The organism is Streptomyces sp. NPDC093018, from assembly GCF_040684035.1.
Lineage (GTDB): Bacteria > Actinomycetota > Actinomycetes > Streptomycetales > Streptomycetaceae > Streptomyces > Streptomyces murinus.
In genome coordinates, this window is the sequence record NZ_JBFBFF010000004.1 from 317,395 (window position 1) to 332,017 (window position 14,623).

Below are 14,623 nucleotides of genomic sequence, written 5' to 3' on the forward strand. Positions count from 1 at the left end.
CGGTTCACGGCGGTCACGGGGGGTTGGGTATGACGGGCTGGGATCTGCATCCGCAGGGCATCAGTCAGGTACTGACGACGACGGGGAAGACGGCGTCGCATCTGGAGACGCAGGCCAAGGACTTCGGCAAGCATCTCCAGTCGGCGGCGTCGAGCGCGGGCACGATCTGTGCGGGCGACGGCTCGGGCGGCTCCGGCGGCCAGGGCGGTCAGGGCGGCAAGGACGGCGGCAAGACGCAGGGTGGCCTCGTGGCGCTGGCGTTGTCGGAGTACGCCGAGCATGCGACCAAGGACCTCCAGTTCATCGCGGCGCGGGCCGGTAAGTCGTTGCAGGGCGCGGTGGACGCGACGACGGCCTACATGAACGGTGACGAGGCGATGGCGGCGGAGGCACAGCGCAAGGCGTCCACGCCCGGGGTGAAGATGCCTGGAGTGGGCAAGTCGTGATCAAGCCGGAGGAAATACCCGAGTTCACCGGTGACCTTGAGCAGTTGGAGAAGGACTACGGCGCCCTGAAGAAGGACGCGGGGCAGGTCCGTTCCACGGGTGCGGATGTGCATACGCAGTTCCAGGGGCTGTCGGCGTACTACAAGGCCCCGGAGGCGGATCAGCTGTTCGCCTCGACGAAGCCGGTGTCGGACCGGGCGGACACGTTCGGGACGGACCTGGAGACGGTGTCCTCGGCGCTGTCGGGGTACGCGACCGAGATCCGGCCGCTGGTGGCGAAGCTGAAGCAGCTCAAGCACGACGCGCAGACGTTCGTCGACTCGGTCGAGGACGATGACGACTGGCAGTACGACGAGGACAAGGTCAAGAAGAACAACCAGCTGCGCGACGATGTCACGGCGACGGTCGCGGCGTTCTGGGCGGCGGAGCGCACCTGCCACAACAAGATCACGGCGTTGTGGCACGGCACGCAGATGATCGCCGGTGACGGCAGCGACAAGAAGAACATGTACGGCTACAGCGCGTCCGATCTGAAGGGCGCGAAGGGGCTGCCGTGGGGTGATCCGGTGGAGCAGAAGCACCACTGGTACGACGTCGGGCACTGGGTGAAGTCGTTCGTCTGGGACGGCATCGTGGTGGACGGCATCTGGGGCACGGTCAAGGGTCTGGGCACCCTGGTCGGTGTCGACGGCTGGGACGCGATGAAGACGGCCTGGAAGGGCCTGGCACAGCTGGCCACGGGTCTGGCGTTCATGAGCAACCCCGTGCTGGCGGTGGCGTTCTGGGCCACGCCGGACAAGTACATGCCGTCGTGGCTGCGTGAGTCGCGCAACACGATGAAGCAGACCGGCAAGGCGCTGCTGGCGTGGGACGAGTGGGGCAAGAACCCCGCCCGCGCGGCCGGCGGGGTCACCTTCAACGTTCTCACCGCGGTCTTCACCGACGGTGCGGGCGCCGCGGCCGAGGGCGCGGGCAAGGCGGGCGCGGTGGCCAAGGCGATCTCGTTCGCGGGCAAGGCCGGCCGGGTCATCGACCCGATGACGTACGTCATGAAGGGCGCGGGCGCCGGCCTGTCGAAGATCGGCGACATCGGCAAGGCCCTCAAGGGCGCCGGGAAGATCGACATCCCCAAGCTCCCCGACAACGCCATCACCCTGCCCGAGGGCACCGTGCACCTCCCGGACGGCACGGTCCACCTTCCCGAGGGAGCCTCGATCCCCAAGGGCGCCGTCGAACTCCCGGACGGCACCGTCCGGTTGCCACACGACGCACCCCTGCATCCGGCGGGCACGGACCCGCTGCACACCCCCGAGGGCGAGCCTCCGCTGTTCGCCGACGAGCACGGCAACATCGTGGACCACAAGGGCGATGTGCTGATGCACCACGACGGCGGCCCCCCGGACATCACCAACCAGCCCCACTCCGGCTCGGACGTCCCGCACACCCCGTCCCCGGCGAAGCAACCGGTCCTGGTCGGCGCGGGCGCCCATGGCGCGGACACTGCGGCACACGCCGGCGAACACATCAAACTCGGCGACAGCACCAGCCACGACCTCGGCGACACCGGACATACCCCCGACCACCCCACCACCCCCACCATCCACGCAGGCGACCACCTCCCCGGCAGCCACAGCGGCGACCACCTGCCCGGTGGCACAGCACACGAACACGGAACGGGTCCTGTAGCCAGCCATGAATCGCCGCACAGCGGCCAAGGCGGTCACCCCACGGATGGCCCCCTGGGACATGGCGACGATCCTCAGGTGGTACACCATGCCCCGGCCACCGGTGGGTCCTCGGAAGTGACGGGCGGGCAAGGCCATGACCCGGGAGGAAGCGGCCACTCCGGGGCTGGTGGTGGTCACGAGCCCCCGCGCGTGGATTACAGCGAGGGGGACGAGAGGCCGTCCGCGCCGACTGGAGGCATGCAGCCGGATCAGGAGGCGACGGTTGCCGAGCAACTCGCATCTGCCAAGATGCCACCGGCGGATATCGAGAAGTCACTCGCAGGACTCCGTAGGAGTGAGTACGGCGCCGGAATCGCTAAATACATCAGTGACGGAAACCTTGCGGACCTTCCTGGCTACGACGATCTCCTGTCTCAATGCAAGCAGGTCAGCAAGCATAGTGATATGAGCCCTGCGGTCTATATGGCGATGGAACACGCCACAGATCTGCAAAACCGTGGTGTGCAGGGGCTTGCACTGGAAATGAAGGTACCGGAAGACGGCCTGGACCTGGATGTGTTGGTGAAGTCCGGCGACCGGATCGAATATGGTGCGCAGCTAAAGGACGTCGCGAGTGCTTCGGGACTCAACAGTGCGACGAGAGGTATTGCTGAGAAGCAGCTGATCGGTAGCATTGATGGCCAGAAGGTCGCCATTCTGGACGTGCATGACACCAAGGAAGCGCTGACGGACAAGATCCTTGGGCGCATCGCTCATCGCGCTAGGATCACGAACGCCACCTTCGTTCTGCGCTTTGAGGATGGCTCGATCACCGTCCCGGCCAATGGCCCTACGTATCCGTGAGGAAGTAATCTATGTCCATGCTCATGCGCGCGCCGCGCGAATGTGCTTCCTGGTTTTGGGACTTGGAAGATTACGCCTCCCCTGGGTTGCGCTCGGCGCTCGGCACCGCTGCACGTATGTCGGACGTTTTGCGGGGCTACGATCTGCTGAAACCGAGTGCCCTGGAGTGGCACTGGGTCGTGCCGGGCAGAGGTTCGATCGCGAAGACTCGTCTGCAACTGCCGAAACCCCTTGATGGCGAGCAGTTGGCGGCATGTGTCGAGGAGTTGCGCCCTGTAGCGTTCCCGCAGGCCGAGTTCAGCGGATTTCTCGTCACCGGGCCTGGTATGTGGCTCGATGAACGTGGTGCGCAGCGCTGGGAATACGGCCTGGTGGAATTGACGGTCTCTGCGGAGCCTCTGGGCCTGTCGGCCGATGTCGCCGTCCATCACGATATCTGGGGCCCGTTCGACTTCCGCGGTACACCGCACCCGGAAGTGCACCAGCAGAACGCCCCGCGGCTCGCCGCCGCGCTCAAGGACCTGGATGGGTTGCTCGGTGTGCCGGCTGAGCCCGGTCAGCCGACATATTTTGGCAGGGCCGAAGGCTACGGAGTCGGTGAGCCGGAGGCTGCGGACGGGCACGGCCCGGACCTGACTGACCTGCTGTGAAGGATCACAGGAACGCTGGCGAAGCCTCCCGACCACAGGTCTCCGGTGACTGCCAGGGGCGGACGCAAGGTCGACGTTCCGGTCGGAGCAGATACACAAGGATGTTGCGCTGCGCAGAATGAATCCAGGATGCGACCCTCGCTGACCCTCGCTGGTCTTTCCCGCAAGCCGGGCATTCCAGTGAACTACGCGAGTATCCCAAGGAGGCGAAGATTATATTCCACGAATATAATCCCGCTCCCAAGAAGGATCAGTGGGGTTTGCCTCCCGGGAAGAATTAGACTGGATCCGAGTCAACTGTAAGGCTGTGTGCGATGCAGAGCAAGACACCGGACAACTCGACCGCCGAGCTGACGGAGTGGGCGGAGGGGGCGCACCGCAATGCTGCCGGGCTCGCTTCGGTGCTTGGTGTGTCGCCGAGACAGTATGACGAAGACCCTTTGGTTCTTCTGCCTGGGTTGCAGAACTATGTGGACCGTCTCCCGCTGAGTGAGTTCGAGCAGTCCGACTGGATCAGTCTTCACACGGACCTGGCTTCGTACCTCGGCGATCTCCTCGTGCGTCGTCACGGCGCGGTTTGGGCGAGGATCGACAACGCGCTTTCACCTGCCGGTTACCGGTATTTCGTGGAATCGACGGGGCGGGACGGAAAAGAATACCGCGTTGAACCGTATGATGTGGTGATGGAGGAATTCGAGAACCTCCCGATCGAGATCAGTAGAATGGTCGCGAATACAGAGGCCGTACTGCATCTCACGCCAGTGATCGATCGATGAAGAGTCCCTCGCGAACGTCTCCTGGAAGAGCTGATGAGGGCGATCGATGGCGATTCCGGACCGGGAGTCGTTTCGGGCAGAAACCTCGATGACGCGATCTAGCGGAAGACGATTCTTGACGGCGCCAATATGGAATTCAGCTCTGCGGATCTGAGCGGTTCGGTATTCGGCGAGAATCCGTTCCGGGTGACCTTGGATCAGCTTACGAAGCCCGCCGCGATCGAGGACGATGAGGGCTCGCGGTAACTTTCGGGTGTGGACCTTCAGAAATGGCTTCAGGAGCATGGCTCAGAAATCCGGGTACTGAACGTACACGCAACGAGCCAGGGCTCCGACTCGCCGTCAGGTGCCCAGTGACCGTCACCATCTCGCATCACAGCTCACCCGGCCCCGACGACGAGGGCTATGCGGCGAGCCTGGGTGACGACGTACTTGAGGACGTCCAGGACCTGGAAGAGTTCCCCGGCTCCTTCGACCTGATGCTGAGCACCGCATTGCTTCATGTCCAGGCCCGCTGCGCCGTCGACCCGCGGGCGGCCAAGCTGGAGACTTGGGAGGCGGTGGTCACCGCGACGCAGATCTCCTCCGCCGTGTTCGCGGTGACGGGCGTCAGCGAGGGGACGGTCCAGTGCCGTATCGCGCAGGAGGTGCGCACCCTGGCGGCCATCGGACCGCGCGACTATGCCGACGCGGGGAACTGGCTCACCGCCTTCTGGCTGGCCGTGATCCGCCGTGACCAGAAGCGTCTGACCCTGCTGTGCGAAGTCCCCCTGGACCAGTTGCGCTCGTCGGGCGGATCGTACGACGAGTACGTCCACCACTGGGTCGCGGCGCTGCAGGCCTATTGGTTGCAACGACCTGAACTGGACGATGAGTTGACCCAGGCATTCCAGGGCTCACACCCCGACGCGGCGCGCGTCGCTCCCCGCGCCCTGCTGGAGAACATCCTCTATCCGCCCATCAACCTCTTCTACCGCTTCCTGCGCCAGGACGGCCCTGGATTCAACCAGGCACTGGTGGAAGCCGTGGAACTGCACAAGGCTACGGGACCGCCGACGACGAGAGGACGGACAGCCCCTCCGCATGGTCGCCCTCGCACCGCTGGCTATCGCCTGTCTCGCCTACGACGGCGGTATGCCGATTGAGGTGGAAACGGACTACCTGCTCGAGCGCGGTTGGCTGGGCGAGTTCGAGGTATGAGCCCATGACGTCGAGTGGCTGACACTAGGGTGGGGTGGGCAGCTGGATCGTGGCGAACGGTTGGTCTCCCGGCCGCGACATCGGGGCGGAGGCGGTAAGTACGCTGGGGCCGTGGCCACGTATTTCAAGAATTCCTGAGGAGAACGCGTTGGCCACGATCATCGCCCGCCTCCCTTTCCTGGCGAGGAACGCGGAACAGGGCATCGCCGTGCTCCAGCAGGGCACCCGGAAGTCGATCGACGGTCTGGAGACGGACTCCACCGGCCTGGGTGACGCCCAGCGCATCGCACTCACCTTGGCGAAGTCCCACTGCCTCCTGGACCCGGAGGCAGCGGTCTACCCCACCTGGGACGCCTGGGTGACCGCGATGCAGATCGGTTCCGCGGTCTTTGCCGCCGCGGCGACCACCGAGGAGCAGGTGCGGTGCCGCATCGCGCACAAGGAGCGCGTCCTTCGAGCCACCGGTCCGCAGTGGTACGTGACTCCCGGCTCCTGGACAACCGCCTTCTACCTGGCCGCGGTCTGCCGGGAAAGGGACAGGATCACCGCCCTGTGCCAGGTGCCGATGTCGCTGTTGCGGGAGAACGGATCGCGCTGGGAGGAGTACCACTACGCGTGGATCGAGAGCTTGCGGGCCTACTGGCTGGGAAGCCAGGACCTCGGTGAGAAGCTGGTCGCCGCGGTCGACGGCACCGACCCGGAAGCCGTCACCGATCCGGAGACGGTGGGCAAGCTGCTGTACCCGCCGATGGAGATGTTCCACCGTCTCATCCGCAAGGACCACGCCGGCTTCAACCAAGCCCTCGCCAACGCCCTCCAATGGCACAAGGAGTACTGGAGCGAGGAAAGCCGGACCTTCCAGGCCTCGGGCCTCGTCGCGCTCGCCCCACTCGCGATCGCCTGCTTCGCCTACGACGTCGGCATTGCCGTCGAAGTCGAGTCCGACTACCTGCCCATCGCCCTCCTCGAACGCAACTGGTGCGGTGAGTTCCCCACGTAGAAAACGACACTGGCCTTCCGTCTCGCGAAGCGGAGGCCAGATCCGAGGAGATCGAGTGGTCACCCGCACGTCAAGAACGCCAAGGACGTACTCGACCACGTCGAAACCTCGGAGGACGACCGCTACGACGCCCTGTCCGCCACGCTCGCCGTCGCCAAGTGGCGCTGCCTGACGAACCCGACGGCAGGTGAGTTCCCGACCTGGCTGGTTCGGGCGGCGGGAGGCCGAGGAGTTCAACACGACCTGGCCGAGGCCCTCACCTGGTACAAGGAGTACTGGACGGCGAACGAGGCCCGTTCCCGCAGCGGTGAGGGCCTGGTCGCGCTCGCTCCCCTCGCCGTCGCGTGCATGGCCTACGACGCGGGTATGCCGATCGAAGCCGAGTCCGAGTACATTCCGCGCGGGCCCTGCTGCGGCGGTCCTGGACCCGATCGGCGTGCGCCGCATACGCCCCCGCCCCCTGGGTATGCCGGATCCGCGGAGGATTCCCGGTCGCGTCCGTGAACCCGGCCGACCCGGCTGTGCCGCCCCCGCCTTCATGTTTTATCTTGCACGGGCAAAGTGAGGGGGACTCTGTATGCCGTACGACGGGCTGCCCGAAGCGCCGGGTATGACGCTCGCCGAGGTCGAGGCCGTCGCGTGTGCCGCGCACGCCGCGCAGCGGGACAAGGCCGGGCGCCCCTACGTCGAACACCTACGGGCCGTCGCCGAAGGCGTAAGGGCCCGCGGTGGCGGTGACGAACTCATCGCCGCCGCCTGGCTGCATGACGCGGTCGAGGACGGCGTGCTCGGCGAGGAATGGCTCGCGGCCGCCCCGCTCACCCGGCGTACCAAGGACGTCGTACGTGCCGTGACCAAGCGGCCGGGCGAGGAGCCACGGGCGTACGCGGAGCGGATTCTGGCGACCCCGGGCGCCCGGCTGGTCAAGGCGGCCGACCTCGCGCACAACGCCGACCCGCGTCGGCTGGCCGCCCTCGACGAGCCCACCGCGCGGCGGCTGACCAGGAAGTACGCCACCATGCGGCAGCATCTCGGCCTCACCTCCGACGGCGCCACGGCCTCCGCTCCCACCACCTCCGACGACTGACCGACGACCGACCACAGAGAACACAGGCACGGGGACCAACTCGATGGCACGGGACTACGACAGCCAGCTGCTGGAGTCGGTGGCGGTACGCCGGCGCCGGATGCGCGACGCCCTGCTGTTCGGCGCGCAGCGCGCCCGGCGCTCGACGGACGAACGGCTCGGCAAGGTGTTCGCGGGCATCGCCATCGCGGCCGTACTGTGCGCCGGCTGCGTCGGATGGTCCTTCCTCCAGGCCACCCTCGCCCAGCAGAAGCAGCAGCAACAACAGCAGTACGGCACCCCCTCCGCACAGCCGTCCTCGGCATCCTCGGCCTCGACTTCGCGATGATAGGTTCCGGTGAGTGGTGAGCACAGCAACGACGTCCCGAACGCAACTGAGCCGGGTCACGCTGGTCGGTGAGCGTCGACGTGCCGACATCGTCCTGCCGTCGGACACCCCGATCGGTCAACTGCTGCCCGACATACTCCAGTTGCTCGACGACCGGGCCGCCGCCCGCCCCATGACCCGGCAACTGGTCACTTCCGACGGCTCGGTGCTGCCGCACGACGCCACACTGTCGTCGGCCGAGGTGCCCGACGGTGCCGTGCTCCAGCTGGTGCGCGCCCATGCCGCGCCGCCCGCGCCCGTCGTGCACGACGTCACCGACCAGGTCGCCGACGACCTCGATCTGCGCGCCTGGCGCTGGCGGCCCGCCGCCCGCCGGGCCGGCGCCGGGGTGGCCACCGTCCTGTTCACCGTGGCCGCGGCCCTGCTGGCCCGACGCGAGTTCGCGCTGGAGTCCGTCACCGTCGTACTCGCCGTCGTCACCGTCGTGTTCCTGGCGGCCGGTGCGCTCGTCGCGAGGATCGGCGAGGGCAACCGGGGGCTCGCCACGGCGCTGCTGTTCGCCGCCGGGGGACTCGGAGTGCTCGCCGCCTGGACCGCCGCCGACGCCCACGGCTGGTCCGGACCGGCCCGGCTGGCCGGTGTCGCCGCGGCGCCGGTGCTCACCCTCGTGCTGCTCGCGTACTCCTCACCGTTCGGCCGCGGCGCGCTCATCGGGGCGGGTGCCGGGGCCGGTATCACCCTGGTGTGGGAGGCGGTCGCCGCGGTGCAGGACCGGCCGGACCGGCTGGGCGCGGTGATGGCCGTGTTCTCCGTCGTCCTGCTCGGACTGCTGCCCCGGATCGCGCTGATGGCCTCCGGGCTGACCGCACTCGACGACCGGCGCTCCGCGGGCGCATCGGTCAGTCGCCACCAGGTCTCCAACGCGCTCGCCGCGACCCACCGGGGGCTCGCGCTGGCCACCATCGCCACCGTCGCCTCGGCCGCCGCCGGAGGCTGGCTGCTGACCTCGGCCGGGCGGCCGACGGCGTGGACGATCACCCTCACCTCGCTCACCACCGTCGTACTGCTGTCCAGGGCTCGGGCCTTCCCCCTGGTCGCCGAGGTTGTGGCGCTGTTCGCCGCGGCCGCGCTGCTCGTCCTGCGGCTCGCCGTGGAATGGATGGACCACGCGGGCGGCGCCGGCCCACTGGTGCTGCTGTGCGCTGCCGGCGCGCTCCCGCTGCTGGCCCTCGTGGCCCAGCCGGCCGAGCATGTGCGGGTGCGGCTGCGGCGGGTCGGCGACCTGATCGAGTCCGTCGGCCTGATCGGGCTCTTCCCGCTCGCCGTCGGGGTGTTCGGCATATACGGGCAACTGCTCGACAAATTCTGAGGCCAGGGCAGGAGTGAAGGGCGACATGCCGAACGGGGACAACTGGCAGGGCGATGTGTTGCGGGAGCTGAGGGGCGGCACGCCGCAGCAGCCCGTGCCGGAGCAGCCGCTACAGGGGGCCGCTGCCCCGGAACAGCCGGACAGACCCGTGCAGGGACCGGCGTACAGCCACCCACAGCAGCAGCCGTACACGGACGCGCCGGCTCACCACCAGCAGCAGGAGCAGGCCGCCCGGCAACAGCGGCAAGCCGGTGCCGCGCGGCGCGCCACCCCCGACTCCCGGCCGGTACTCGACAAACGGCTCGCGACCGCCGCGCTCAAGCCACGCCACGGCGAGGCGTTCGCCGCGCGTGCCCTGCGTGCCGTACGCCGCACCGTCTCCTCCTCCGCGGCCCGCGAGGTCGCCGGTGCCGCCGCGACCGCCGAAGCGCTCCAGCAGGCCGTCACCACCGGCCGCCAGATCGCGGTGACATCCATCCGCGGTGGCTCCGGCAAGACGACCGTCACCGCGCTGCTGGGCGCCGCCTACGCCCACTACCGCCAGGATCCGGTGCTCGTCGTCGAGGCCGACCCGGCGCTCGGCTCGCTGCCGCTGCGGGTCGGGGCCCAGGCGCTGCGCTGGACCACCGGCGACCTCGCCGGGCTGGTGGAACCGCAGATGTCGCTGCTCGACGTCACCGGATACCTGGTGCAACTCCCCGGCAACGCCTGGCTGCTGCCCGGCAGCCAGGGGCAGGTCGGCGCCATGCTCGACACCAAGGCCTACGAGCGGGTCATGGTGTCGCTGCGCCGCTACTTCGGGGTGACCGTCGTCGACTGCGAGACCCTGCCCGCCGAGGTCGCCCGTACCGCGCTGTCCGCGGCGCAGGCCCGGGTGCTCACCGTGCCCGCGACACTGGAGGGCGTCGCCAGCACCCGTGCCGTCCTGGAATGGATGCGCAATCTGCCCCGGCACGTGCTGGCCTCCACCGTCGTCGTCCTCACCGAGGTCGCGCCGCACCCCGGCCTCGACCTCCGCAAGGCCACCGAGGAACTGACCGCTGCCGGGGCCGCGGTGGCGGTCCTGCCCTACGACCGCCACCTCGCGGCCGGCGGCACCATCCGCACCGAACTCCTCGCCCGGGCCACCCGGGACGCCGTCACCCGCCTGGCCGCCGAGGTCTTCCAGCTCTCCCAGAAGCAGCGCTGACCGTCCGACAGGAAGGGCCACGAAGAACTCGAGGACGAGGCAACGAAGATGAGCACCCGACTGATCCACCGCCCGGCACGCACCACCCGGCCGCCGGCCGCGCCCGAGCCGCGCACCATAGAGGCGCCGCCCAACCTGCCCGAGGGCAAGGCCGGCTCCGTGCTGCACTCGCTGCTGCCCATCGCCGGCGTCATGTCGTCCGTCGTGATGATGACCGTCGTGCGCAACAGCCAGTTCGCCGGGCTGGGCGCGATCATCCTCGTCGTCACCCTGACCGGCTCCCTCGCCATGGCCTTCTCCCAGCGCGGCAAGGCCCAGCGCACCCGCCGCACCCAGCGCGAGGCCTATCTCGCCTACCTGGAGGAACTGCGCGAACAACTGGCCGAGGAGGAACGCGGACGACGCGAGAGCGCCCAGGTGCTCAACCCGCCGCCGGACGCGCTCTACGACATCGTGCGCGACCCCGCCCGCCTGTGGGAGCGGCGCCGCACGGACGGGGACTTTCTGCGGGTGCGGGTCGGTACCGGCCGGATGCCGGTGCGCGACCTGAAGATCGCCCAGCAGGGTTCCTCCGTGCTCACCCCGCCCGACCGGTTCATGCTCAATGAGGCCTCCGCGCTGACCTCCCGCTTCGGCACCGGCTCCGAGCTGCCGCTCACCGTCCCGCTCGACCGCGTCGGCGACATCAGTGTCATCGGCCCGCGCGAGGACACCTTGCGCGTCGTGCGGGCCCTGCTCCTCCAGACCGCCGCCGCCCACGCGCCGGACGATGTGGCGCTGGCCGTCGCGGCACCCGGCGACCGGCTGGCCGACTGGGAGTGGACCAAGTGGCTGCCGCACCTGCTGGACACCGAGCAGTTCGACGGCCCGGTCGCCGCCCGCCGTATCGCCCCCTCGCTGCCCCAGCTCGCCCGGCAGATCGGCGGTGAGCTGCGCCGCCGCGCCTCCTACGCGGCCGAGGTGCGCCGCGGCCTGTCCGACAAGGACGCCCTCGCCATGACCTCCCGGCTCCTCGTCGTCGCGGATGCGCACGGTGCGGACGCCGTGGACCTGCCGCGACCCGATGACGCGGTCGGCCTGCGGGAGATGGGTGTCACCGTGCTGCACCTGCTCGACGAACGGGTGCAGGAACCCGGCAGCGTCGGTGTGCGGATCACCGTCGACGGCGTCCGGATCCTCATCGAGGACCTGCGGGAGGACGAGCCGATCAGCGCCAGCGGCACGGTCGACGAGGCCGGTACCGCGCTCGCCGAGGGCCTGGCCCGGATGCTCGCTCCGCTGCGGCTGTCCGCGGAGTCCCTGGTCGACGCCCCGCTGACCGGTCCGGTCGACTTCGCGGACCTGCTCGGCATCGACGACGTCGCCCGGCTCGACCTGGACCGGCTGTGGGCGCCGCGCGGCGAACGCGCCTTCCTGCGCGTCCCGATCGGCGTCGGCGACCGCCACGAACCCGTGCTCCTCGACCTCAAGGAGTCCTCCGAGCTGGGCATGGGCCCGCACGGCCTGTGCGTCGGCGCCACCGGCTCCGGCAAGTCCGAACTGCTGCGCACCCTCGTCCTCGCGCTGGTCGCCACCCACCCGCCGGAGGATCTCGCGCTGGTCCTCGTCGACTACAAGGGCGGCGCCACCTTCGCCCCCTTCGCGGGCCTGCCGCACGTCGCCGGTGTGATCACCAACCTGGAGAACCAGGCCGGTCTGGTCGAACGCGTCCACGCCTCGCTCGCCGGCGAGGTCAAGCGGCGCCAGCAGGTGCTCAAGGAGGCGGGCAACGTCGCCGACATCGGCCACTACGCCGCCCTGCGCGCCGAGCGGCGACCCGACCTCGATCCGCTGCCGCACCTGTTCGTGGTGATCGACGAGTTCGGCGAACTGCTCACCGCCAAACCGGACTTCATCGACCTGTTCCTGTCCATCGGCCGCATCGGCCGCTCCATCGGCGTCCATCTGCTGCTGTCCAGCCAGCGCATCGAGGGCGGCAAGCTCAAGGGCCTGGACACCTATCTGTCGTACCGGCTCGGCCTGCGCACCTTCTCGGCCGACGAGTCCCGTACGGTCCTCGACACCACGGACGCCTTCCATCTGCCGCCGCTGCCCGGCTTCGGCTACCTCAAGGTCGACACCAGCCACTACGAGCGGTTCAAGGCGGGCTACGTCTCCGGCGGCTACCGCGGCCCCGTCCAGCGGGAGACCGAGGACACCGGGCCGCTCGCCCTGGAGTACCCGGCGTACAACACCCTGGGCCAGGACGAGGACACCGGGGCCGAGGAGCCGCAGATGCGGCGCCGGGAGACCGGGCCGACCGAGATGGGCGTCATGGTCCGGCAGATCGAGGACTCCGGCACCGCTCCGGTGCGCCAGATCTGGCTGCCCCCGCTGCCCGAAGCCGTCGCCCTCGACCAGGTCGCAGGACCCGTCGAGGTGGGCGCCCGCGGCATGCAGCTCGCTCGGCGCCGGGGTCCCCTCCAGGTTCCCCTGGGCATCCTGGACGACCCCACCCGGCAGTGGCAGGGCCAGTGGTACCTGGACCTCACAATGGCGGGCGGTCACGCGGCGGTCATCGGCGGCCCCCAGTCCGGCAAGACCACCCTGCTGCGCACCCTGGCCCTGTCCCTGGCACTCACCCACACCCCGCAGGAGGTCGGCGTCTACGGCCTCGACCTGGTCGGCGGCGGCCTCCAGGCGCTGTCCGTCCTGCCGCATGTGGGCGGGGTGGCCGGCCGGGCGGACCGGGAGCGGTGCGCCCGCACCATCGACTCCGTGCGCGGCATGCTGGACCAGCGCGAGGAACTGTTCCGCCTGCACAACGTGGACTCCCTGGAGCAGCTGCGGACCCTGCGCGCCGCGGGACGCGTCCCCGAGCTGGCCTCCACGGAGATCGTGCTGCTCATCGACGGCTTCGGTGCCCTGCGCGACGACTTCGAGGAACTCGACGACGCGGTCGGCGACATCCTCAGGCGCGGCAGCGGCTACGGCATCCACGTGGTCGCCGGCATGCTCCGCTGGAACGATGTGCGCATCGCCGCCCAGTCCCAGTTCGGCACCCGGGTGGAGCTGCGGCTGAACGACGCCGGAGAGTCCAGCATCGAGCGCAGGCTCGCCCAGACCCTCTCGCCCGAGGAGAAGGGCCGCGTCCTCACCGACGGAAAACTCTTCGCCCAGGTCGCCCTGCCCCGTACCGACGGCGTCGCCGACACGGCCGACCTCGGCGCGGTCCTGGAGCGCACCGCCCGTACGATCCGCGCCACCTGGACCGGGGAGACCGCCCAGCCGGTCAGGGTGCTGCCGCACCTCCTGGAGCCGCACCTGCTGCCCGGTCCGGCGGCCGAACCGCGCCGGGTCCCGATCGGCCTGGACCAGACCCAGCTGGCGCCGGTGCTGGTCGACCTGTTCCGGCACGACCAGCACCTGCTGATCATGGGCGACAGCGAATGCGGCAAGACCAACCTGCTCAAGGTCGTCGCGGACGCCCTGATCGACCGCTACAGCGAGGACGAACTGGTCTTCGGCGTCATGGACCCGCGGCGCGGGCTGCGCGGCGCCATCCCGGAGGAGTACCGGGGCGGCTACGCCTACAACGCCAAGCTGTGCTCTGCCCTGTCCGCGGGCATCGCCACCGAACTGGAGAAGCGGATGCCCGACGAGAGCGAGGGCGGCGAGGACCTGGAACCGGGCAACTGGGGGTCGGGCCCGCGGATCGTGATCCTGGTCGACGACTACGACGTGCTCACCACCGCGGGCCAGCAGCCGCTCGCGCCCTTCCTGCCGTACATCCCCTCGGCCCAGGACATCGGCCTGCACTTCGTCCTCACCCGCCGGGTCGCCGGTGCCTCCCGCGGCCTGTACGAGCCGCTGCTCCAGAGCCTGCGCGAGTCCGGTGCCTCGGCACTGGTGATGGCGGGCGACCGCAGCGAGGGCCAGCTCTTCCCCGGTGTGTACGCCGGCCGGCAGCCGCCCGGTCGTGGCGTCCTGATCCGCAGGGGCGAGCCGAACCGGCTGATCCAGACCGTGTACGCGGGCAACAGGTAGACCAGGTAGAGGACGGAAAAA

13 protein-coding genes are annotated in these 14,623 nt (G+C 69.2%); all 13 read left to right on the forward strand.

All coding sequences use genetic code 11. The features are described from left to right. Positions 1 to 29 precede the first annotated feature (29 nt). The 13 genes from AB0N90_RS12045 to eccCa all read left to right on the forward strand — a co-directional run bounded on the left by AB0N90_RS12045 (position 30) and on the right by eccCa (position 14,602). On the forward strand, positions 30 to 446 hold the full coding sequence (locus AB0N90_RS12045; protein ID WP_365195324.1) for a DUF6507 family protein: 417 nt from the start codon (positions 30 to 32) through the stop codon (positions 444 to 446). Continuing rightward, entirely contained in the window at positions 443 to 2,977 is a 2,535-nt protein-coding gene (locus AB0N90_RS12050) for a hypothetical protein (RefSeq protein ID WP_365195327.1), read from the forward strand. The genes AB0N90_RS12045 and AB0N90_RS12050 overlap by 4 nt, the downstream gene beginning before the upstream one ends. Positions 2,978 to 2,988: 11 nt before the next feature. Then, positions 2,989 to 3,627 carry a hypothetical protein gene (locus AB0N90_RS12055; RefSeq protein ID WP_365195330.1) on the forward strand — a complete coding sequence of 213 codons (639 nt, stop codon included), beginning with the start codon at positions 2,989 to 2,991 and terminating at the stop codon, positions 3,625 to 3,627. Positions 3,628 to 3,941: 314 nt separating this feature from the next. Further along, positions 3,942 to 4,403, forward strand: a complete 462-nt coding sequence (locus AB0N90_RS12060) for a hypothetical protein (protein ID WP_365195333.1) — start codon at positions 3,942 to 3,944, stop codon at positions 4,401 to 4,403. 353 nt (positions 4,404 to 4,756) lie between these two features. Continuing rightward, positions 4,757 to 5,548, forward strand: a complete 792-nt coding sequence (locus tag AB0N90_RS12065; protein ID WP_365195336.1) for an immunity 49 family protein — start codon at positions 4,757 to 4,759, stop codon at positions 5,546 to 5,548. After that, complete coding sequence (locus AB0N90_RS12070) at positions 5,511 to 5,603, forward strand: hypothetical protein (RefSeq protein ID WP_365195803.1); 93 nt, start codon at positions 5,511 to 5,513, stop codon at positions 5,601 to 5,603. The genes AB0N90_RS12065 and AB0N90_RS12070 overlap by 38 nt, the downstream gene beginning before the upstream one ends. 148 nt (positions 5,604 to 5,751) lie before the next feature. Next, on the forward strand, positions 5,752 to 6,603 hold the full coding sequence (locus AB0N90_RS12075; RefSeq protein WP_365195338.1) for an immunity 49 family protein: 852 nt from the start codon (positions 5,752 to 5,754) through the stop codon (positions 6,601 to 6,603). A gap of 243 nt (positions 6,604 to 6,846) precedes the next feature. Continuing rightward, positions 6,847 to 7,107, forward strand: coding sequence for an Imm49 family immunity protein (locus AB0N90_RS12080; RefSeq protein WP_365195806.1), 261 nt, complete (start codon positions 6,847 to 6,849; stop codon positions 7,105 to 7,107). Between the two features lie 73 nt (positions 7,108 to 7,180). Next, positions 7,181 to 7,690, forward strand: coding sequence for an HD domain-containing protein (locus AB0N90_RS12085; protein ID WP_365195341.1), 510 nt, complete (start codon positions 7,181 to 7,183; stop codon positions 7,688 to 7,690). Between the two features lie 43 nt (positions 7,691 to 7,733). Next, positions 7,734 to 8,018, forward strand: coding sequence for a hypothetical protein (locus AB0N90_RS12090; RefSeq protein WP_327230329.1), 285 nt, complete (start codon positions 7,734 to 7,736; stop codon positions 8,016 to 8,018). A gap of 13 nt (positions 8,019 to 8,031) precedes the next feature. Then, entirely contained in the window at positions 8,032 to 9,387 is a 1,356-nt protein-coding gene (eccD, locus tag AB0N90_RS12095; protein ID WP_365195344.1) for a type VII secretion integral membrane protein EccD, read from the forward strand. Positions 9,388 to 9,412: 25 nt separating this feature from the next. Further along, positions 9,413 to 10,576 (forward strand): MinD/ParA family protein, encoded by a 1,164-nt coding sequence (locus AB0N90_RS12100; protein ID WP_365195346.1) that lies wholly within the window; start codon positions 9,413 to 9,415, stop codon positions 10,574 to 10,576. Positions 10,577 to 10,624: 48 nt separating this feature from the next. Then, positions 10,625 to 14,602: a type VII secretion protein EccCa gene (gene eccCa / locus AB0N90_RS12105; protein WP_365195349.1), complete on the forward strand. Its 3,978-nt coding sequence runs from the start codon at positions 10,625 to 10,627 to the stop codon at positions 14,600 to 14,602. Positions 14,603 to 14,623: the final 21 nt, after the last annotated feature.

What these genes read in the sequence shown, in the direction of transcription:
- AB0N90_RS12090 (WP_327230329.1), top strand. Translation starts at nt 7,734, where the DNA reads ATGGCACGGGACTACGACAGCCAGCTGCTGGAGTCGGTGGCGGTACGC.
- AB0N90_RS12045 (WP_365195324.1), top strand. Translation starts at nt 30, where the DNA reads ATGACGGGCTGGGATCTGCATCCGCAGGGCATCAGTCAGGTACTGACG.
- AB0N90_RS12055 (WP_365195330.1), top strand. Translation starts at nt 2,989, where the DNA reads ATGTCCATGCTCATGCGCGCGCCGCGCGAATGTGCTTCCTGGTTTTGG.
- eccCa (WP_365195349.1), top strand. Translation starts at nt 10,625, where the DNA reads ATGAGCACCCGACTGATCCACCGCCCGGCACGCACCACCCGGCCGCCG.
- AB0N90_RS12085 (WP_365195341.1), top strand. Translation starts at nt 7,181, where the DNA reads ATGCCGTACGACGGGCTGCCCGAAGCGCCGGGTATGACGCTCGCCGAG.
- AB0N90_RS12100 (WP_365195346.1), top strand. Translation starts at nt 9,413, where the DNA reads ATGCCGAACGGGGACAACTGGCAGGGCGATGTGTTGCGGGAGCTGAGG.
- AB0N90_RS12060 (WP_365195333.1), top strand. Translation starts at nt 3,942, where the DNA reads ATGCAGAGCAAGACACCGGACAACTCGACCGCCGAGCTGACGGAGTGG.